We start from the raw sequence: 19,408 nt of genomic DNA, 5'->3' as shown, positions 1-19,408 counted from the left end.
CTCAGCCGGCGGGCTGCCCGGCCGGACGGCGTCCGAACGCGTAGGCGCGGGCGGTCCAGGCCGAGAGCACGGTGACGGCGTCGTCGCCGGGCAGGCCCTCGGGCCGGTGGGCCAGCGGCACCGGCGGGCCCCAGCGCGTGTAGCGCTCCGCGAGGCCGGCGGGCACCAGCAGCAGGTTGGTGTCCGCCGCCCGGCGCAGCTCGGCGGCCCAGCGGGCGGGGCGGGTCAGCACGGCCCGCACGTCCGCGGCGTCGAGCACGACGACGGTCGCCCGCCGGCCGGCCACGACGTCCCGGCCGGCCGCGGCCCCGGCGCCCCAGAGCACGACCGCGTCGACGTCGTCCAGGGCGAGCCCGGGCAGGTCGGCGACCTCGTGCGCGGTGCTGTTCCAGCCCGCCGCGGTCTGCACGGCCGCGGCCGCGCGGGCGGTGGCCAGCTCGGCGCCGGTGGCCACGTGCACCACCGTCAGCACCTCCCCGTAGACCGGGGTGGACAGGATGCCGCTCACGTCAGCGCTGGGCACGCCGCACCGCCTCCAGGGTCTCCTCGACGACGTCGTCCCAGCCCCGCCGGGCGGGCCGACCGGCGACGTCCGGGCGGGGACGACGCAGGTGCTCGGTGATCGCGGCCGCCCACACCTCGGGACGGCGGCCGGGCAGCCGCTGCGCACCAGCCGGCGAGGCCTCGGCCAGGGCCGGGTCCTCCGAGGTCAGCACGGGGGCACCGAAGGTGAGTCCCTCGGCGGCCGGGAGCCCGAAGCCCTCGGCGAGGCTGGGGCACAGCACGACCCGGGCGTGCTCGTAGAGCCAGCGCAGCTGGGCGTCGGGCACGTGCCCCATCGGCGCGACGGCGCCCTCGGCGGCCAGCGCGGCGAAGGCCTGGCCCCGGTCGGTGGGGCCCCAGCTGTCCGGCCCGACGACGACGAGGACGGCGTCGGGCACCTCGGCCCGCACCTGGGCCCAGGCGTCGACGACCAGCCCGACGTTCTTGCGCGGCGAGGGGTCACCGACCACCAGGGCGAACGGCCGCCCGGCCAGCTCGGCCACCGGCTCGGCGTCGACGGAGGTGAGCGAGGAGCCGTCGGGGTGGTGCACGACCGACGTGCGGCCGGCGACCGAGGGCAGGTAGGCGGCGACCCGGTCGCGGGTGGCCGCGCTGACGCAGACCAGCGCGTCGGCCGCCCGCAGCGAGGCCAGGTAGGGCCCGCGCACCAGCAACCGCTTGGCCAGGCCGAAGTCGTAGGGCCGGTCGAGGGCCAGCATGTCGTGCACGGTGAGCACGCCGGTGCCGGGCACCCCGCGCGGCAGCAGGTGCTTGGTGCCGTGCACGACGTCCATCCGCCCGCCCACGCGCGCCCCGGCCAGCCGCTCGACGGCGGAGCCCAGCGGCCCGCGACCGGGCAGCGTGTGCACCCGGTCGGCCTCGACCAGGTCGGTGAACGCCCCCTCGGCGCCGGCGCCGGCGAGGACGTGCAGCTCGACGTCGTCGCGGACGACGAGCCCGCGGGCCATCTCCATGACGTAGCGGACCATCCCGCCGCCGCCCCCACTGGGCGGTACGTGGGTGGCCACCAGCAGGTAGCGCAACGGGGCGGGCATCAGAGAACGGCTCCGGTTCGTCGTCGGCGGGCTCGGTTGACCAGCAGGGCGACCACCACGAGGGCCAGCAGCCCCGGCGTGGCCCGGCCCTGGCCGATGTAGAAGTAGCGGGGCAGCTCCAGCAGCGTCAGCACGAACACCGGGTAGAGCAGCAGGCCCCAGATCCGCCCCTCGCGCAGCGAGCGGTAGAGGGTGCCGGCGAGCAGCCCGGCGAGCACGTAGAACACCAGCCCGCCGGCGATGCCCAGGTCGACGAAGGGACTGGCCACCCCGCCGTAGTTGTTGAACTCGGGGTTGCCGAACTGCTCGAGCGCCTGGGTGTAGGCCGGGTCGGCGTCGACGCCGGTGAGCGTGCGGAAGAGGTTCGCGCTGCCCACGCCGGGTGCGGTCCAGAACGCCGACCACAGGTCGTAGGGCAGGCCGGGGCTGTCCTGGTGCAGCAGCCGGATCGCGCCGTTGTTGTAGGCGGTCACGTAGTAGCCGGCGAACCGCTCGACCACGAACACCGGGAACGACTGCCCGCCCTGCGCGGCGTAGAAGACCCAGCTGCGCGAGTACTCGAACGCGGCGAAGACCAGGACGACGACCGGCAGCAGCACGGCGGGCAGGAACGCGGCGCGGCGCGCGCCCCGGGTGCTGCGGGACATCCCGGCGACCGCCAGGACCAGCAACGGCAGCAGCAGTTCGAGCAGCGCCAACCGCTCGGTGACGAAGAAGGCGCGCACCAGGGCGAGCAGCACCACGACGACGAGCCGGCGGGTGTAGCGGGCACGCCGGCCGTTCGCGATCAGCAGCACGCCGGTGACGACGACGAAGCCCAGCCCGAACTGGGTCATCGTGGTCAGCCCGGGCACGGTGCCCAGCCGGTCGCGGATGCCCAGGCCGTAGAGCTCCTGGTTGATCAGCGAGGTCAGCAGCAGGGTGGGGCTCAGCCCGACCCGCACGGCCTGACCGGCGTAGGCGATGTAGCCGACCATGGTGAGCCAGAACAGCACCGTGGCCGAGCGCTCGAGGATGCGCAGGTCACCGGTGGACAGGCCGGGCCAGTTCGCCACCCGGCGCACGCCGCGGGTGCCGGGCAGCATCGCCGCGCCGAGGAAGAGCACCAGGCCGAGGCTGAACCACAGCGTCCAGTGCAGGTCGATCGACTTCGGGGTGCCCCACAGGGCGCGGTAGCGCTCGTCGGGGATCGCCAGCGCCAGCCAGGTGGTGGGCAGCGCGACCAGGCCGATCAGCGCCAGCGGCGACAGCCACCAGACGCCGGGGGTGCCCCCGAACTCGGCGCCCTGCGGCCGGAACCGGCGGGGCCGGACGGCGGTCAGCACGCTCATCGCGGCGTCCCCGGGCTGTCGGCGACCACGCCGGGGCCGGCGCCGCTGCCGGTGACCGCGCCGTTGTCGGCGGCCGCGGCCGCGGTCGCGTCGATGGCCGGGTCGTCCTCGCCGGGCCCGCGGCCGGCCAGCAGGAGCAGGCTGCGCCGCAGGTGCAGGCCGGGCAGGGGCGCCGTCCCGAAGGCCCGGCGGCAGGCGAAGGCGTAGGAGCCGAACAGCAGTGCGGTGGCCGAGGCGCTGGCGATGGAGAGCGCGAGCGGGCCGCCGAGCACGGCGGCGAGCACGGCCCCCGGGACGGCGACGAGCATGGCCACGCCGACGGCGCCGGCGGCGGTGCGGCCGTTGCCGGTGACGACCAGCAGCACCGCGCAGGCGCCGAAGACGGCCATGCCCAGGCCGCCGGTGGCCAGCACGGCCAGGTAGGGGGCGGCGTCGTCCAGCCCGTCGCCGTAGATGGCCAACACCTGGGGGGCGAGCAGCCAGACCGCGGCGACGAGCAGCACGGTGACCGCGGTGGAGAGCGTGGCGCTGGCCCTCAGCAGGGCGAACACCCGGTCGCGGCGCCCCTCGGCCCACAGCCGGGCGGCGACCGGGGTGATGGCGATGTTGGCCAGGCCCTCGAGCACGGTGACCTGCATGGCCAGCACGCTGGCGGTGGAGTAGAGCAGCACCTCGTCGGCGGGGAACACCGCGCCGGCCAGCCAGACGTCGCCGCGGCCGACGAGGAAGGCGCCGAGCTCGACGGTGAACAGCCACGCCCCGGCGGCCATGGCCACCAGCATCGGCCGCCACCAGCGGCCGCCGGTGCCGCCCGACCGCAGCGGCAGCCGGACGACCACGACGAGCAGCAGCACCAGCGAGGTGCCGGCGTAGGCGGTGAGCAGCGTGGGCAGGGTGGTCTCCCCGCCCTGGGCGAGGACGACGACGAGCATGGCCAGCAGCGCGAGGATCGACCGGCTGTGGTGGGTCGCGGCGACCGACCAGGTGATCCGGCCGAGCGCGGCGTAGACGTCGCTGATGGTCAGCCGCAGGGTCTCCAGCACGATCAGCCCGGCGACCAGCGCGACGACCAGGCCGCGGTCCTCGCGGACGACGACGGTGGCGACGAAGGCGACCAGCGGCGCGGTGACCACGCTGAGCAGGGCCACGGCGCGCAGGTGGGCGACCACCTGCACGGCCACCTCGGCGGGCGACCCGGCGCCGGCGATGGCCCGGATGGCGCTCTGCCCCAGGCCCAGCCGGCCGACCATCGGGCCGAGCATCAGCGCGCCGAGGATCGCCAGGAACCCGGCGGCGGCCCGGTCGTCCAGGGCGCGGACGGCCACCACCGAGGTGAGGAAGGTGGCCACCAGGCCCAGGACGGCGACCACCATGCGCAGCCCGAAGCTCCGGCGGACCTCCTGGGTCTGCTCTTCCGCGACCGCCAAGGTCAGACCTCGCTGGCGATGGTCTCCTGCCGAGGCGACGTGGTCTCCTCCGCAGGGTGGCCGGCCGGTGCCTCGACCTGGGACCGGCCGAGGTGGCCGCTGGTCGTGGTGACCACGACGCCGAGCAGCGGCGCACTGGAGGCGCTGACGTCGCGGACCGCGGCGAGCGCGCTCTCCAGCGAGGAGACGCCCTCCCCCACGACCACGACGGCCCGGTCGACGTGCCGGGCGAGGTCGTGGGCGCGGACGCCGGCGGTGAGAGCCGGGGCGTGCAGCAGCACCTGCCGACCGGCGGCGCGCTGCTGGGCCACGGCGGCGGCGAGGGCGTCGTCATCGGGCTGGGCAGGCAGCTCGATCACGCTCAACGCGGAGGTGACGACCCGCTCGGTGCCGTCGGCGCGCCGCTGGCCGCCGGGGCGCTCGGCGTGGGCGGCCGAGGTGGTGGTGAGCAGGGCGACCGGAGCGCCGCCGGAGGCGATGGCCCAGGCCAGCTCCCAGACGACCTCGCTGGCCCCGGCCCGCTCGTCGGCCCCGAAGACGGCGAGGCTGCCGGCGCCGCGGCCGACCTCGGTCACCTGGGGCACCAGCAGGCGGGCGGCGGAGAGCGCACGGGCGTTGGGCACGCGGTTGGGCACCTGGCGGCCCCGGCCGCGGACCCGCCCGGCGGGCAGCCGCGGCAGCAGTACCGTGACGCCGGCGGCGACGAGCAGGCGGGCGTCGAACATCCGGCTGGTGGTCGCCCGCCAGACGGCGCCGGCGGCGAGCAGGAGAACCGCGCCGAGCACGGCCCCGACCAGACCGGACAGCAGCCACGCGGGGGCGCCGGAGGCGTCGTCGGCGGTGGGGCCGCGCAGCACCGGCACGATGCCGGGGACGCGGGTGGTGGCGGCCTGCAGCTCGCTCTGCTGGGAGAGCAGCCGCTGGACCTCCTGGCCGACGGGGGTGCCGGCCTCGTCGGTGCCGCCGAGCACGGAGAGGGCGTCGAGCCGCTGCTGGACCGCGGCCAGGGCGGCGGTCACCGACGCACCCGCTGCCTCCTGGCGGGCGGCGACGTAGGCGTCGAGCAGGCCGCTGACAGCGGCGGTGGCCTGGTCGGCGGTGGGCGCGGTGGCGCTGATCCGCAGCACGTCGGCGGTGCCGACCTGGGTGACGGCAAGAGAGGCGTCGTCGTCCTCGCGCCCCTGGCGCAGCGACTCCAGCGCCTGCAGCTGGCCCTCGACGAACGTGTCGGTGTTGGTGTTCGTCGTGGTCGTCGCGAGCGGGTTGCCGAGCGCCCGCTCGTCGGGGACGACCTCGAAGGTGGCCGACGCGGTGACCGACTCGTCGCCGGTGGCGCCGACGAGGGCGCCGATCAGGCCACCGAGGAGGGCGCCGATCAGGGCGAGGGTGGCGAGCCAGACCAGCGGCGCGGCCGGGCCCGGCCAGGTGTCCGCCCGGGACACCCCCTGGGCCTCGTCCTGCTGATTACCGTGGGTCACCGACCGTGTGTCGGTGGCGCCCGTGGTGGTGCTGGTCATCTAGTGGCGTCCTCTCGTCTGACTGGCGGAGTCCGCCCGCTGACAGCGTTCGAATGATAGGGCGAGCGCGGTTGGCGACGGGCCCGGAGAACACGTTCGGGTGACCGTCGTGACCCAGCTGTGCCCCCCGCACGTGACACAGCTCCCATCTGCGCCGATGGGTCGAGCGACCTAGGTTGGGGCGCGTGACCGAGACCCCCGTGCGCCCTCAGCGGGTTCACGCGATCGACGTCGCGAGGGCCGTGGCGATCATCGGCGTGGCCGCCAACCACTCCATCGACGGCATGCTCAACGCCGGCCTCATCCCGCCGGATCATGCCCTGGAAACGGTCAATTCCGCGCTCTACTTGTTCCGCATGCCGGCATTGGCGTTCCTGCTGGGCCTGTTCGTGCCGCGAGCCGTCACGAAGCGTGGTCGTCTGGGGTACATGCGCGAGCGCATCTCGCTGATGCTCTACCTCTACCTGCTCTGGTACGCGCTGCAGAGCGCCGCCGAGGCGGCCACCAGCGGCCTGAAGAACATGCCCCGGGACACCGGCTCGATCTGGTCGGTGTGGATCACCTTCGCGCACCTGTGGTTCCTGCCGTTCCTCATCGTCACCTCCGTGCTGCTCGCCGTTTCCCAGCCGTGGGTGAGCCGTTCACGGGGGCTGGTGGTCGGTGGCGCACTTCTCGGCGTGAGCCTGGTCACGTGGGGCTGGAACCCGGACGTCGTCGGCCTCACCGGCCTGTCGTTGCTCGTCTTCGCGGCGGCCGGTTCGATCGTCGGGCTGCCGCGGCTGGGGGCGCTGATGCAGCGCTCGGTGTGGGGGTGGACGGCGGTCGGCACGCTCGGCCTGGCCGCCTTGGTGCTGATCGACCAGCTGGACGTCGTCCCGGGCACGGTGCCCGCCTCGGCCAGCCTGGCGCAGAGCGTGCTGAGCCTGTGCGCGGCCGTCGCCGGCACGGTCGCGCTGCTGGCGGTCTCGGTACTGCTCTCGCACGTGCGGCCACTGCGCGGCCTGCTGGCCGCGATCGGCCGGCGAACGCTGCCGATCTACCTGGCCCACGTGATCGTGGTGGCCGGCGTGCGGGTGGTGCTGCTCGCCCTCGGCGTCGACGAGCCGTTCGTCATCGTGGCGATCGCGGTGCCACTGGGCGTGGCCGTGCCGTTCGTTGCGGCGGTGTTCGCCGAGCCCCGCCCCTGGGCGAACTGGGTCTTCGACCTCCCCCGGCCCTGGAAGACCTGGTCGCAGGGCACGCCGTGGACCGCCGCTCTCCCGACGGGCGACCACGTCGCCCCCTCGTCGCCGCGACACCGCAGTCGTCCCGGGGTCGCCTCCACGAGCGACGCCACCTGACGCGGAGAAGGCATCGGCTCGCACACGCACGACACAACGCCGCCCACTGAGCATCCGCTCCCGCGCCCCAGCCCCCGCCGGAGAGACCACCGCCCACACACCGGCCATTGACGGCTGCTCTCCCGCGACGGGAGTGACGCGCCGGTCGGACACTGTCCGCCCCCCCTCGAGTCCTCATCGCACCGGCCAGCAGGAGGGACACGTGTCGGCTGACGTGCCGTGACGAGCGGCCCCGCCGGTGACCGTCCTGCCGTCGGACACTCCGGGCACCGGGCACCGGGCACCGGGCTCACCGACGATCGACCGAGGCTCCGATCTCGGCGCCCCTCGGGGGCACCAGCCCCGCGGGTCCGGCAACACGATCGTCTACGGGCGACGCCCACGATGGTGCTCCCCTGAGGGGCCACCCGTCTTGGCAGCTCGACCCGCCGCCGCTGGCCGTCCCGACGCGGTCGGCGTGGTCGGCGTGGTCGACGGCCTGGTCGGCGGTGGCGACTGCTGTCACCGACCCAGTCGCTGCGCGAACCAGCCCCGGGGGACGTCGACTCCTCCACCGTCAGCGCGAGGCACAGACACGAAGGCGCGACCGGCGTCTCCCACCTCGATCCGACGACGGGGGTGGGTGAAGGCGGGAGCCAGCTGCCGACCGGCTTCCCCGGCCAGGACCGCCCGATGGTGCCCCGCTGCGCTCGTCGGGACCTGGGCGGCGACCGGTCCTCAGCGATCGGCGAGCATCTCGGTCAGGGCGTCGGCGACACCTGGCAGACCTGACGTCTGCCTCGGGGCGAGGCCCAGGGGGCCGGTCGCCCGCTCACGCTGTTCCACCGTGAGCGGCCCGGCGACGGCCACGACCAGCCCGAGCTCGTCCAACCGCGACACCAGCTGCTGCTGGTGGTCGTCGACGTGCTCCCCCTCCTCCGCACGTCGCGCCATGACCAGCGGCACCCTCCCGACTCGGAGCGCCGTCGCCATGGCCCCGGCTCCGGCGTGGGTGACGAGGACGCGCGCGCCCTCGACCGCCGCCCGGAACTCCTCGGGACTGAGGAAGGGCTGCGAGGTGCCATGTCGCTGCTCCCTGTTGGACACCCCGCGCTGGACGGTGATCGGCGCCGGCAGCAGTCCGTCGTCGACGGCGTCGTCCACCCATGCCAACAGACGGTCGAACGGTGCGTCGTGGGAGCCGACGGTCACGAAGGTGCCCTCGCCGTCAGGAGCCGGCGCAACCCCGATGTCCTCGAGCAGCGTCGGCCGGCAGACGACGGCGCGCGGGTACACCCTGCGCAGATCCGGCCACTGGACGATCACGTCGGCACCGAGGCGTGACAGGATGCGGCCGCTCATGCTCCCCGTCGTGACCCGGGCCATCGTCTCCACGAAGACGAGCCGGGCACCCAGCATCCTCGCAGTGACGGCGAAAGGGACCGCCAGCCCGGCGCCGGACGTGACCACGAGGGACGGCCGCTCGCGCAGCGCGAGGACCACCCCGGCGGCGAGCGTGGACAGCCGAAGACTGCCCCGGTCCAGCCTCGGCAGGACACGGACGGTCTCCCCCGAGCGTCGGAGACTGTCTGCGCGTGAGCCCTCACTGGTGATCCACACACGCGACCGGTCGCTCAGGGCGGGCGCGAGGGCGTGCAGCAACTCGAGGTGTCCACCGAGACTGGCGATGAGGTGGACGCGGCCGTCGGCGCGCCTCCTGGTCCAGCTCTTGATCTTCGTGGTCATAGGTTTTGGTAGTCTGCCTGCATGCCCGCGCGACCGCATCGGCGGGACCTGTACGCAAGCGAGCTCGAGACGGTCAGCGGCCATTTGGCGAAGGCCGTCCGTGACTTCGAGCCGGATCTCATCGTCGGCATCGAGACCGGTGGAGCACGGGTCGCCGAGTCGATGCTGGAACAGCTGCCCGGAGCCGCTTACATCGCGGTACGTCTGCAGCGTCCGGCCACGAGGCTCAAGTCGCGCCTGCGGCTCGGTTCCGTGGTCAGCCGCCTGCCCCGGCGGGTCGCCGACGCCGCCCGGTGGCTGGAGGTCGAGGTGCGCGAGTCCGCACTGAGTCGCCGCCCGGCCCAGCCGGAGGTGCCCGCCCGGGATCTCCTCAGGTCCACGGGTCTGTCGGACGCAGCAGCCACCGCCGAACGCATCCTCGTCGTCGACGACACCATCGACTCCGGGCGGACCCTCACCACCGTGGCTGCTGCTGCGGCCATGGCTCGGCCGACTGCCGAGGTCAGGACAGCGGTTCTCGCCTCGGCGTGGCGCAATCCGCCCGTGCGGGCGGACTACTGCCTCTTCGACCACACCCTCCTCCGGCTGCCCTCGAGTCTCGATGCGACACCGCCCGCTTGAGGAGCCCGTCCTGGCGGTCGACCTGGACGGCACACTCCTGCGCGGCAACACCTTCCCGGGCTTCGTCCGGTTGACATACCGGCGCTTGGTCGCCGACCGACGAGTCGTCCCGCTGGCACGGCTCGGCGGGGCTGTGGTCCGCCGAAAGCTCTTCCGGGGGCCGCACGTCGACTTCAAGGCAGCAGTCCACCGCGCCGGACGGCTGGTCGATGTGGCAGACGTAGAGGCGTGGATCGACGATCTCCTCGCCCACCGGGTCCACGAAGAGGTCGCTGACCTGGTGGCGACCTGGCCGGGCAACACCATCCTGGTCACCGCGGCGCCCAGTGTCTACGCGGACCGCATCGCCGACCGCTTCGGCTTCACGTGCGTGCAGGCCAGCGACTACGTCGGCGACACCTACGTCGAGAACGTGCACGAGAACAAGGCGGTCCGGCTTCAGGCCGTCCTGTCCGGTGACCTTGACTGCGCGGTGACGGACGACGTGGTCATCGACGGCCCACTGCTCCGGATGGCCGCTCGGCCGCTGGTCGTGGACCCACTCGGCTCCCTCCACCCCCTGGCCAACTGAGCGGGGCGACTGACCTCGCGGACCCTGCACACACGCCGATGTACGAGCCGCCGAGCTCCGTGCACGCTGTCTGAGCTGGCCCAGGTCCGGGCGAGAGAGCCGGACGACCCGCTCAGTAGGCGCCGGCGCCCCTGATCACCGCACCCAGCGTCTTCCACAGGATCATGAAGTCGAAGGTGAGCGACCAGTTCTCGACGTACCGCACGTCGATGCGCACGGAGTCGTCCCATGACAGGTCCGACCGGCCGCTGACCTGCCACAGACCAGTGATGCCCGGCTTCACGAGGAAACGCCGGCGCATGTCGAACCCGTAACCCTCGACCTCGGTAGGCAGCGGCGGCCGAGGACCGACCAGGGACATCTCCCCACGGAGCACGTTGAGCAGCTGCGGCAGCTCGTCGAGCGAATAGCGCCGCAGGACCCGCCCGGCGCGCGTGACCCGTGGGTCTCGCTTCATCTTGAACAGGACCCCGTTGCCCTCGTCGTCCGCCGACAACTGCGGGATCAGACGCTCGGCCCCGACAACCATGCTCCGGAACTTGAGCATCGCGAACACCTGACCGTCTCGGCCGACGCGCTCCTGGCGGAAGAACACCGGGCCCCGACTGGTCGACTTGACCGCGAGCGCGGCCCCGACGAGGACGGGCAGGAGCACCAGCAACGCCAGTGCCGCCCCGACCCGGTCCACCGACTCCTTGGCGAGCCTGCGCACGCCGCGGAGCTCGGGCCGTTCCATGTGCAGCAACGGGAGACCGCAGACCGGACGGATGCGCACCCGGGGACCGACGATCTCGGTCACGGCCGGCGCGAGCAGCAGCTCGGCGTCGGTCTTCTCGAGGTCCCAGCCCAGCCGCCGGAGCACGGGACCGTCCAGTTCCGGCGACGGCAGGACCGCCACCGTGTCGACCTCGTACCGGCGGACGACGTCGACGACGTCCTTCACGTCACCGAGGACGGGGAGCCCGCGGAAAGTCGCCCCGGCGACGGCACCTCGCCCGGTCGGCAGGCAGCAGCCGATCACCCGGTACCCGTGGTAGGCCTCCCGCGCGATCTGCTCGTGCAGGGCGGCGACGCCGTTGCGATGGCCCACGATGATCGCCGTCTGCTCGTACTTCCCGTGCTGACGCTGCCGGTGCACGTCCAGCCGGTAGCCGTACCGCACCAAGAGCGTGAGCAGGGTGGCCAGCGGCAGCGCCAAGACGACGAAACCCCGTGCGACCTCGAGCTGGAACGCCCAGGAGACGGTGCCGACGCCGGCCAGGAGCAGCACGGCGGCACTGAAGACGCGCCGGAACTCCTCGGGCCCGATCCACAGGAAGCGCTGTTCGTACGCACGCGCCACCAGCATCGCCAGCACCCACACGAGCGGCAGCGCAACGGCCATCCCGATGGAGGCACGCCCCTGACTGAAGGCGCCGGTGGTCGGCCCGAAGCGCACCGAGAAGCCGATCACCGCAGCCACGAGAGCACAGACGAGGTCAGCGACGGCGATCTTCCGGACGTAGGCCGACTGCCAGGCCCGCCGGGCGACAGTGCCCTCGCCCCGGAGCCGAGCCCGCGTCCAGGGTCGCCACGTCTGGACGGCCGGATCGACATCCCGGACCATCGCACTGTCGAGCTCTGACATGTCCCGCCTTCGTCGCCGTCCCCCTGCGCGCCTGGCCTCGGCCAGCTCACCCCGGCGCACCCGTGTGGGTGAGCCCGATCGTGGACCTTACCGTGAGTCATCAAATCGGCAACCGGCTCCTACGTCACATTCGTGTATGGGGGGCCGCTAGAGGCCCAGTCCCACCAGTGGGCGAACGGGCACACACTCATCGTCACCGACACGCAGCTGTGACCCTTCCGACGTTTCAACAGGCGTTTGCCCTGCTCAATGCCAGGAAAGGGAAGAGCACCCGCGGCCGCGCAAGCCTGCACACGTCCCCGCCGACCGTCCTGGGGCGGGCCGTCGGGTCCCCGTGCGCTTGCCTGGCGAGGTGGCCGTTCGCGCAGCCGCGCACACGGTCAGTTACTGAGCGTTAGTGGACCGCTGCAGCGCCTGCCCGCGCCGGTCGGTTGCGAGAATGACGGCATGCCCAGGACGCAGCAGCAGGACGCACCCGCCGTATCGGTCATCACCTGGCAACGACATGCCGGCCGGGCCGAGGAGATGGCCGCGGCTCTCGGGGGCCGGGCGGTGCACGTCCACTTCCCCGCGCTCACCGCAGGCGTCCCGCGCAACCTGCTGCGCTTCGGCCTGTCAGCTCTGGTCACCGGGTGGCACTTGCTGACCCGGCGCCCGCGGGCCGTCGTCGTCACGAACCCCCCGGTGGTGCCCGGACTGCTGGCGACCACCTACGGCGCACTGACCCGTCGACCAGTGGTGCTGGACAGCCACCCGACGTCGTTCGGCGCCAAGGGACACACGCTCTCCCGGCGCCTGTTGCCCCTCCACCGCTGGATGGCCCGCCGAGCCTCAGCCGTCATGGTGACGACAGGACACTGGGTTCGCGAGGTCGAGGGCTGGGGCGGACGGGGCCTCATCGTCCACGAGGCGCCGCCGCGCTGGGAGGTCCCCACGCACAGGGGCCGCCCGACGGGCCGCCCCCGCGTCCTCTTCGTGGGCGTGTTCGCGTCCGACGAACCCGTCGACGTGGTGTGGGGGGCCGCCCGGGCCATGCCCGATGTCGACGTGCTCGTCACCGGCGACGCCCGACGGTGCCCACCGGAGCTGCGCACGTCCATGCCAGCGAACGTGCAGCTGCTCGGCTTCCTGGGACCGGCTGAGTACCGGGCTGCCGTGGAGGAGGCCGACGTCCTCCTGGTGCTGACCACCGAGCCCACCTCGGTCGTCCGCGCCGGCTACGAGGCCGTCTACGCACGACGTCCGCTGGTCGTCTCCGACACCCCGGTGCTCCGTGAGGTGTTCCCCGAAGCCGTCCACACGTCGAACGACGCTGCTGCTGTCGCGACGGCTCTCCGGACGGCACTGTCACTGGCCGGCGACCCCGAACGGCTGGATGCCGCCCTGGAGCTCCAGCAGTCCCGCTGGGACGACCAGCTCTCGCGCCTGCGGGCGGCGCTGACGAAGGCCTGATCCGGGGTTCGTGTCCCTCGCGCGCCGGACCTGCTGAGCCTGTCTGGAGGGCTCAGCAGGTCAGGCGCGCACGGACGATCATCGGCCGTTCGGGAGGGCGGCCATCGACCACGGGACCAGCACGTCAGCCCGAGGCCGGGACGGTTCCACCGCAAGCACGGCGCCGGCGATGGCGACCAGCGCGTAGGAGAGCCCCGCGTTGCTGACGTAGGGCCAGACCATGGTGGCGGCAGGCAGGAACGACACGACGCCGACGAGCGCCAGCGCACCCGAACGTGAGGGGTTTGCCGGCGCCCGGGCGTGCCGGAGGGCACGCACCGCGATCGCACCCATGGCCAGCCAGGCCGCCGCCACCAACCCGATGCCCCCGCGGAGGACGTACGTGAGGTTCTGGTTCTCGGTCGAGGCGAACAGCGCTCCCTCCACCTTCTCGGTGCCCAGCCCGATCGGAGCCGCCTCGGCGACCACCGGCAGATAGTCCCGCTGCCAGACCAGGACGCGGTACTGGAGGGTCTGCAGGAAGCCGGCATCGGGCCCACCGAGTGCAGCCGTGGCCTCCGTCGCGGTGGTCTGCTGCTCCGTCCGGTCCGCGATCGCCTCCGGGAACACGAGCAGGGCCACCGCTGCCAGCACGGCCAGGACGGCCACGGCCCTGACCAGCCGACGGGCGAAGAGCGCGGCCAGCAGCACAGCCACCGGCAACCACAGCAGCAGGGTGACGGTGACCGACAGCACCAGTGCCGACACGTCCACGGCCAGGACGCAGACGAGCAGCGGCGTGGACAGCACCTTCCGGTCCCGCCGGAGCAGCAGGACCGTCGCCAGGACGGCGGGGATCAGCAGGTAGCCGCCCAGCGAGTGCCAGATGGTGAACGGCCCGGTGACCCGGAGCGTCTCGGTCACCTCGGCATCCCCGAGCAGGCCGGCGTCGCCCGTGGCGACGATCAGCGCACTTCGGATCCCCGGCACGTTGAAGTACTGCATCACGGCGAGCGCGGCCGGGACGGTGCTGACCAGGAGCACCCAGCGCAGTACACGCGGCACGTCGTCGGCCGTCTCCAGGCCGCGGGAGCCCGCCCACCAGGCGAGGAAGAGGAAGACCGGCTGGAGAGTGACGAGGAAGGCCAGGCTCAGGCTGCCGTCGTCGAACAGCACGATGTTGCCCTGCAGGAGGTGGTGGAGCCCGAACCCCACCGATGCGAGAGCGAAACCCGCCAGCGCGAAGTCGACGCCCACCGTGCGACGCCACCGGACCGGACGTCGGAGGAAGAGCGCGACGGTCGCCACCACGACCAGCAGCTCGGACAGCTTGAGCCCCGGTAGGCCGATGCCCCGGGACAGCCCGGCCACGGCAGGTGCCACCGCCGCCACGACGATGACCCCGATCACCGGGCGCGACCAGATCCCGGCACCCAGCAGCAACCCGACGGCCACGGCGACGGGACCCAGCGGCGAGACCGTCACCGTCGCAGCAGCGACGGCGGCGACCGCCGCCAGCCCGATCAGGACGGCCACCACGACCACCGGGGCCGGCAGGCGTCGCTCCGTCAGCGCCGGGCGATCGCGCAGCGACGCGGGGAACCCGGTCACGGCACCCGCGCCTGGGCCTCTGTCTCCTCGACTGCTCGCTCGGACCGGTCCTGTGACGTGGCCGGTGGCTCGTCGGACGCGTCGGCCTCAGCCGACCCGCCGGTGCTCATGCCGAGCACCACCAGGACCGGGCCCAGGGCGAGGGCGTCCAGCCGCTGCAGGGCCAGCGTCACCGGCCGCAACAGCGGGTGCCGGGGCAGCGCGAGCACCACGGCGTCGGCGTCCTGCAGCGCACGCTCACTCGAGCCGTCGTCCGGGATCCGGCCGAGCGGCAGCCAGGACACCACGGCGTCCTGGCCCACGAGCCGGCCCGACGCCCGCAACCTCGTCTCCGCCTGCCGCAGGTGACCGGCGAACTCGACCGAGGCGTGTGTAGACCGGCTGGCTGCTGTCACGACCCCCACCTGCTTCACGGCGGGTGCGCTGTGCAGGACTCGCAGGACCAGGGTCTCGTACCGCTCGGGCGAGACCCGCTTGGGCAACGTGAGGACCGGCCACGGGACCAGCGTCCGGATGTCGCCCGCCGAGCGGACCTGGGTCAAGAGCCGCTCGAGCAGGACGGCTGCGGCGAGGCCGAGCAGGAGACCGGCGGCAGCGCCGACGAAGGGGGCTGCCGGCGATAGACCGGGCTGCTCGTCGATCACGTCCGGCAGGCGGAGCGGCAGCAGCGTCCCGGCCGGGATGTTGGTGGTCGGACTGGCCGGTGCCGTCAGCACGGTCTGCAGCGCGGCGAAGTACGCGGCGACCTCCGCCTCCGTGTCCGCCGTGTAGGCCACCCGGACGACCGCGCTGCTGGGGAGGTTCACACCCTCGCTGCGCTCCACGACCTCGTCCACCGGTACCCCGGTCGCGCCGCTGATGGCGTCCAGGAACTGCCGGTCCTCGTCGATGAGGACCGCATAGTTGCGTGCGGTGCGCTCTGCGTCGTACGGGGTGGACGGCCGGGGGTCCGGTATGGTGACGATCACGTCGTCGGGGAGCGGCGGCTCGATCGGGACGATGAGCGCAGCCTCGGCCACGAACGTCGACGCGGACACGCGCTGCACCAACTGGGCCGTCAGGAACCCGGTGCCGATCCCGACGATCACGGCCACTGCCCCGAACCGTCGCAGCGCGGCGCCGAGGACGTGGTAATTCGACCTGCTGGCGATGATCGGCCTCCTTGAGAGATGTGGCGCGGCCGACGACGTGCCCCGGTCCCCGAGCGCCGGGAGGAGGCTACCCGTCTCAGGCGTCAAACCGGAGCGACGAGGGGCCCGAGGTCCACCGGAAGAGCGGCTGCCCGGTGCTTCTCGCGCCCCACGAGATCGAACATGTCACCCGTCCGGGTGAAGGGGTCGCTGTCCGCGACGGCGTGCGGAGGATCGCTGCGTGCAGCCTGGATCTGCATCACAGCTGACGCGGCGCCTCTGTCGCCCGCTCCCCGAGGGCCTGTATCCATGAGGCGTGCTGACTCGACGGGCCTTCTTCGGCGTGTCCGGACTGGTCACTGCGGCGCTTCTCGGCGTCGGCGAGGTCGGCCCCCTCGCGGGACGTGCCTCGGCCGCTGGGAGTGCGCTGGAGCGGCTTCGCGCGGCGCTGGCGTCGCCGGACACCGTCCGCCTCGTGGCACTGGGCAGCAGCACCACTGCGGGCACCGGCTCGACCACGAAGAGCGCGCGGTACGTCGACCTGCTCGCCAGACAGCTCCAGGCCGACCGGGGTCGGACCGATGGCGGCATCTACCTGGACGTCGACGGCGGGTGGAAGTACACCGGGACGACGTCCGCGGGCACCGCCGGTCTGGCACTGAAGTGCCGGCGACTGGAGCCCGGGGCCGTGATGACCCGCTCGACCAGCGTCGCGAACTGCACGGCGGTGACGGTGACCTATGCCGAGGGGCCCGGCTGCGGGCCCTTCACCGTGCGGCTCGGTGGCGCAACGCACACCATCACACCGCGAACCGACGGCACCGCGGTCGCGTACACCGGGGTCTTCCGCACACCGTCCCAGCCGGTGGGCAGCAAGAGCCTCCGGATCACGGCGCTGACCACGGCGGTGACGATCGACGGCTGCTACGCCCACAACGGCGACGAGACCACCGGGGTCCAGGTCTGGCAGGGCGGGAAGAAGGGCGCCACGGCCGCCAGCTTCCGTTCGTCGACGACGCTCCCGTCGCGCCTGCGGTCCCTCGCGGTCCAGGGCGCGGTGGTGATGGTCGGGAGCAACGACTACGCGGCTGCCCGGCCGATCTCCACCTACACCGCCGACGTGACCGCGATCGTGGCCGCACTGCGGGCCGCCTCACCCGGAGTCGTCGTCATGCTCGTGCACAGCTGGCAGCGGATGGACGTCACCGCACCCCGGATCCCGTGGTCGGCCTACGGTGCCGCGCTGAAGGGCATCGCCGACGCCGACCCCGCCACCGTGGTGTTCCTCGACCTCTCCGACGACTTCGCCCTCCGCGGCGTCCCCGGGTCCGATCCCGAGTCGCTGATCGGGTCGGACGGCGTACACGGCACGAACGCGGGGCACCGCTTGCTGTCCGAGCTGGTCCACGCCCCACTGGCCGGCCTTGCCGCACCGCCCGAGGAGGACCCCCCACCGCCTGCGACCCTCACGCTCTTCAGTTCCGACGCGTTCGCACACGGTGACGCCCTCACCTGCGTCGGACGGGTCACCGATGCGGTCCTGGGCGGGACGCCACGGCCGCTCCTCACGTCCTCCACGGCCGCCGCGCTGGCCGTGTCCTCCGGCGAGCTGGTCCGTGGTGGCACCCGGGCGGGTCAGTTCGCCGCGCTGCGCATGCCCACGGCCGACCAGTCGCTGTCTGTTCGCGTGCTGGACCCGCCGAACGCCGGTGGTAGCGGCGGGATCTCCCTGACCATCCGCCGGGCCGCGACGTGGACCAGTGCCAGCTACCGGGCCAGCCTCGGCCCCACGTCCGCCGTCCTGGAGAGGACCGACGCCAACGGCGTGGCCACCCGGCTGGCACAGCCGGTCGCTGTCACCCCCGGGGACACCGTCGAGATCTCCGCCGTCGGCCCGACGATCAGCCTGTACCGCAACGGTGAGCTCGTCGTCTCGGTGCAGGACACCACCGTCACCGCCGCGGGCCATGCGGGCCTGTCCGTGGGCTCCTGGGCGTCCGGTTTCCGCTGTGACGACCTCGTCTGGCGGACCGCCGCCTGACCTGCCCGGCGCCGCGACCGGGCGGGTCAGCCGCCGCTGTCCCCCGCAGGCCGCCGGGACTGCTGCAGCATGCCGTGCTGGTGCTCGACCCGACGCAGGATGCGCGCGGCCGCGACCGCGGGCCGTACGTCGGCCAGCCGGGTGGCGCCCCGCAGGACAGCGGTGAGCGCCCCGGACACGGGCCGCCGCACCCACTCGTGACGCGTGGCCCGGACGACGACCGCGAGCGGCCGCGGCAGCCCGACGGTCAGACCGTCGACGTCGGCGTCGGTCACCGAGGTGTACGACTGCGCCAGGGCCATGCGTCCCGCGCCCTGCTGCACGCAGTCGCGGACGAACTGGTCGACCGTTCGCGAGTGCTGGTGTGTGGCAGCCAACCCGCGGTCGAAGGTGCCCACCAGGCCGGCCCGGGCGCAGGCGAGCCCGATGTCCCGGTCCTCGTGACGGAAGCGGAACGAGTCCAGGGATGCCAGGCCCGCACGCTCGTATGCCTGGCGCGTCATGGAGACGTTGCCCATCCAGAGGTGCTGCAGGACGTCGGCGGGGTCGGCCTCGTAGTGACCGCACCTCCCCTCGTACTCCTGCGCGTACAGCAGGGTGGCGAACGCGGCACCCGTGGTGGGGCGTGGGACGACGGTCGGCATGTAGCCCACGACCACGAGGTCGGTCCGTCCTGCGTGTGCCTGCAGGTGGCCGGTGAGCAGCCCGGGCCCCGGCAGCACGTCGTCGTCCAGGAAGAGCAGCACCCGGCCACGAGCGCGCCGGACCGCAGCGGCGTTCGCAGCCCGCTTGCCCGCGTTCTCCTGACGCAGCGCCACGACTCGGGGGTCGGTGGCGGCCAGCTCCTGCAGCGCCGCCCACGTCCCGTCCGAGCTGCCGTCGTCGACCACGACGATCTCGCTGCCGGGCAGGTCATCGCGCAGCAGTGCGCGCACGGACGCCACGACTGCTGCGCGACGGTTGAACGTGGGCAGGACGACGGAGATCTCCGGAACCGGCTCCACCCCACCCGTCACTCGGGTCTCAGGCACGACGGGAGTCTGACAGACGTCTCTGCTGGTCACGCGGTGCCGCCCGACGCATGTGACTCACCGCTCTTGCGCGTTCACCCATTCGTGGGCTTCACTTTCCGAGACCTCTTCGTTACAACCCGCTTCTGTCGGGTCAACGGCGCTGCCCGCTTCCAGCATCGGATGAACACACATGAGCCGCCACCGCGACGACCATGCCCGAGCTCTCCGCCTGACCCGACGCCTCCGCCTGGCGGCCACCGCCGTCGTGCTGAGCAGCCTGGCGGCGGCCGTCACCACCACGGTCACCGCGCCTGAGGCCCCCAGCCAGACCGCCAGTGCCACGGGGGCCGCCCCTGCCGCCGGCAGTGCGCCCGACGGGAGAACCCTCCGGGTGCCGGGGGGATCCGACGCCACGGCGTCCGCCG

The 19,408-nt window shown here is 73.3% G+C and carries 15 protein-coding genes; 5 read left to right on the top strand and 10 right to left on the bottom strand.

Annotation, left to right across the window (positions count from 1 at the left end):
• Nucleotide 1: 1 nt before the first annotated feature.
• Genes ACJTNH_RS02130 through ACJTNH_RS02110 form a run of 5 tightly spaced genes read right to left on the bottom strand, consistent with a single transcriptional unit; the run spans nucleotide 2 to nucleotide 5,873 of the window.
• Entirely contained in the window at nucleotides 2-523 is a 522-nt protein-coding gene (locus ACJTNH_RS02130; protein ID WP_458172612.1) for a hypothetical protein, read from the bottom strand.
• A complete protein-coding gene (locus ACJTNH_RS02125; protein ID WP_458172611.1) occupies nucleotides 510-1,598 on the bottom strand; it encodes a glycosyltransferase family 4 protein in 1,089 nt (362 codons plus the stop codon). Before ACJTNH_RS02125 ends, ACJTNH_RS02130 begins: the two co-directional genes overlap by 14 nt.
• Nucleotides 1,598-2,929, bottom strand: coding sequence for an oligosaccharide repeat unit polymerase (locus tag ACJTNH_RS02120; protein WP_458172610.1), 1,332 nt, complete (start codon nucleotides 2,927-2,929; stop codon nucleotides 1,598-1,600). The genes ACJTNH_RS02125 and ACJTNH_RS02120 overlap by 1 nt, the downstream gene beginning before the upstream one ends.
• Nucleotides 2,926-4,356 (bottom strand): lipopolysaccharide biosynthesis protein, encoded by a 1,431-nt coding sequence (locus ACJTNH_RS02115; RefSeq protein ID WP_458172608.1) that lies wholly within the window; start codon nucleotides 4,354-4,356, stop codon nucleotides 2,926-2,928. Before ACJTNH_RS02115 ends, ACJTNH_RS02120 begins: the two co-directional genes overlap by 4 nt.
• A gap of 2 nt (nucleotides 4,357-4,358) precedes the next feature.
• Nucleotides 4,359-5,873 (bottom strand): hypothetical protein, encoded by a 1,515-nt coding sequence (locus tag ACJTNH_RS02110; protein WP_458172606.1) that lies wholly within the window; start codon nucleotides 5,871-5,873, stop codon nucleotides 4,359-4,361.
• Nucleotides 5,874-6,058: 185 nt separating this feature from the next.
• On the opposite strand from ACJTNH_RS02110, the gene ACJTNH_RS02105 reads away from it, so the two are divergent.
• Nucleotides 6,059-7,213 carry an acyltransferase family protein gene (locus ACJTNH_RS02105; protein ID WP_458172605.1) on the top strand — a complete coding sequence of 385 codons (1,155 nt, stop codon included), beginning with the start codon at nucleotides 6,059-6,061 and terminating at the stop codon, nucleotides 7,211-7,213.
• A 717-nt stretch (nucleotides 7,214-7,930) separates the two neighbouring features.
• On the opposite strand, the gene ACJTNH_RS02100 is transcribed toward ACJTNH_RS02105, so the two are convergent.
• Nucleotides 7,931-8,938 carry a glycosyltransferase gene (locus ACJTNH_RS02100; protein WP_458172604.1) on the bottom strand — a complete coding sequence of 336 codons (1,008 nt, stop codon included), beginning with the start codon at nucleotides 8,936-8,938 and terminating at the stop codon, nucleotides 7,931-7,933.
• A 21-nt stretch (nucleotides 8,939-8,959) separates the two neighbouring features.
• On the opposite strand from ACJTNH_RS02100, the gene ACJTNH_RS02095 reads away from it, so the two are divergent.
• Nucleotides 8,960-9,559, top strand: coding sequence for a phosphoribosyltransferase family protein (locus ACJTNH_RS02095; RefSeq protein WP_458172602.1), 600 nt, complete (start codon nucleotides 8,960-8,962; stop codon nucleotides 9,557-9,559).
• Nucleotides 9,540-10,130: a haloacid dehalogenase-like hydrolase gene (locus ACJTNH_RS02090; RefSeq protein ID WP_458172601.1), complete on the top strand. Its 591-nt coding sequence runs from the start codon at nucleotides 9,540-9,542 to the stop codon at nucleotides 10,128-10,130. Before ACJTNH_RS02095 ends, ACJTNH_RS02090 begins: the two co-directional genes overlap by 20 nt.
• A 112-nt stretch (nucleotides 10,131-10,242) precedes the next feature.
• Here ACJTNH_RS02090 and ACJTNH_RS02085 read toward each other — a convergent pair whose 3' ends face one another.
• Nucleotides 10,243-11,592: a sugar transferase gene (locus tag ACJTNH_RS02085; RefSeq protein ID WP_458172598.1), complete on the bottom strand. Its 1,350-nt coding sequence runs from the start codon at nucleotides 11,590-11,592 to the stop codon at nucleotides 10,243-10,245.
• Between the two features lie 612 nt (nucleotides 11,593-12,204).
• On the opposite strand from ACJTNH_RS02085, the gene ACJTNH_RS02080 reads away from it, so the two are divergent.
• Entirely contained in the window at nucleotides 12,205-13,209 is a 1,005-nt protein-coding gene (locus tag ACJTNH_RS02080) for a glycosyltransferase (RefSeq protein ID WP_458172597.1), read from the top strand.
• 78 nt (nucleotides 13,210-13,287) lie between these two features.
• Here the strand turns inward: ACJTNH_RS02080 and ACJTNH_RS02075 are convergent, their stop codons facing one another.
• Together ACJTNH_RS02075 and ACJTNH_RS02070 are read right to left on the bottom strand one after the other, a co-directional pair.
• Nucleotides 13,288-14,799: a hypothetical protein gene (locus ACJTNH_RS02075; protein WP_458172596.1), complete on the bottom strand. Its 1,512-nt coding sequence runs from the start codon at nucleotides 14,797-14,799 to the stop codon at nucleotides 13,288-13,290.
• Complete coding sequence (locus tag ACJTNH_RS02070) at nucleotides 14,796-15,893, bottom strand: hypothetical protein (RefSeq protein ID WP_458172595.1); 1,098 nt, start codon at nucleotides 15,891-15,893, stop codon at nucleotides 14,796-14,798. The genes ACJTNH_RS02075 and ACJTNH_RS02070 overlap by 4 nt, the downstream gene beginning before the upstream one ends.
• A gap of 352 nt (nucleotides 15,894-16,245) precedes the next feature.
• Here ACJTNH_RS02070 and ACJTNH_RS02065 point away from each other — a divergent pair, with 352 nt between their 5' ends.
• Nucleotides 16,246-17,970 (top strand): SGNH/GDSL hydrolase family protein, encoded by a 1,725-nt coding sequence (locus tag ACJTNH_RS02065; protein WP_458172594.1) that lies wholly within the window; start codon nucleotides 16,246-16,248, stop codon nucleotides 17,968-17,970.
• Between the two features lie 26 nt (nucleotides 17,971-17,996).
• Here the strand turns inward: ACJTNH_RS02065 and ACJTNH_RS02060 are convergent, their stop codons facing one another.
• Nucleotides 17,997-19,001, bottom strand: coding sequence for a glycosyltransferase family 2 protein (locus ACJTNH_RS02060; RefSeq protein ID WP_458172593.1), 1,005 nt, complete (start codon nucleotides 18,999-19,001; stop codon nucleotides 17,997-17,999).
• Nucleotides 19,002-19,408: the final 407 nt, after the last annotated feature.

It is taken from the genome of Modestobacter lacusdianchii, from assembly GCF_054177765.1.
The sequence above is the reverse complement of the archived record's forward strand: the minus strand, read 5'-3'. Positions and strand labels throughout refer to the sequence as shown.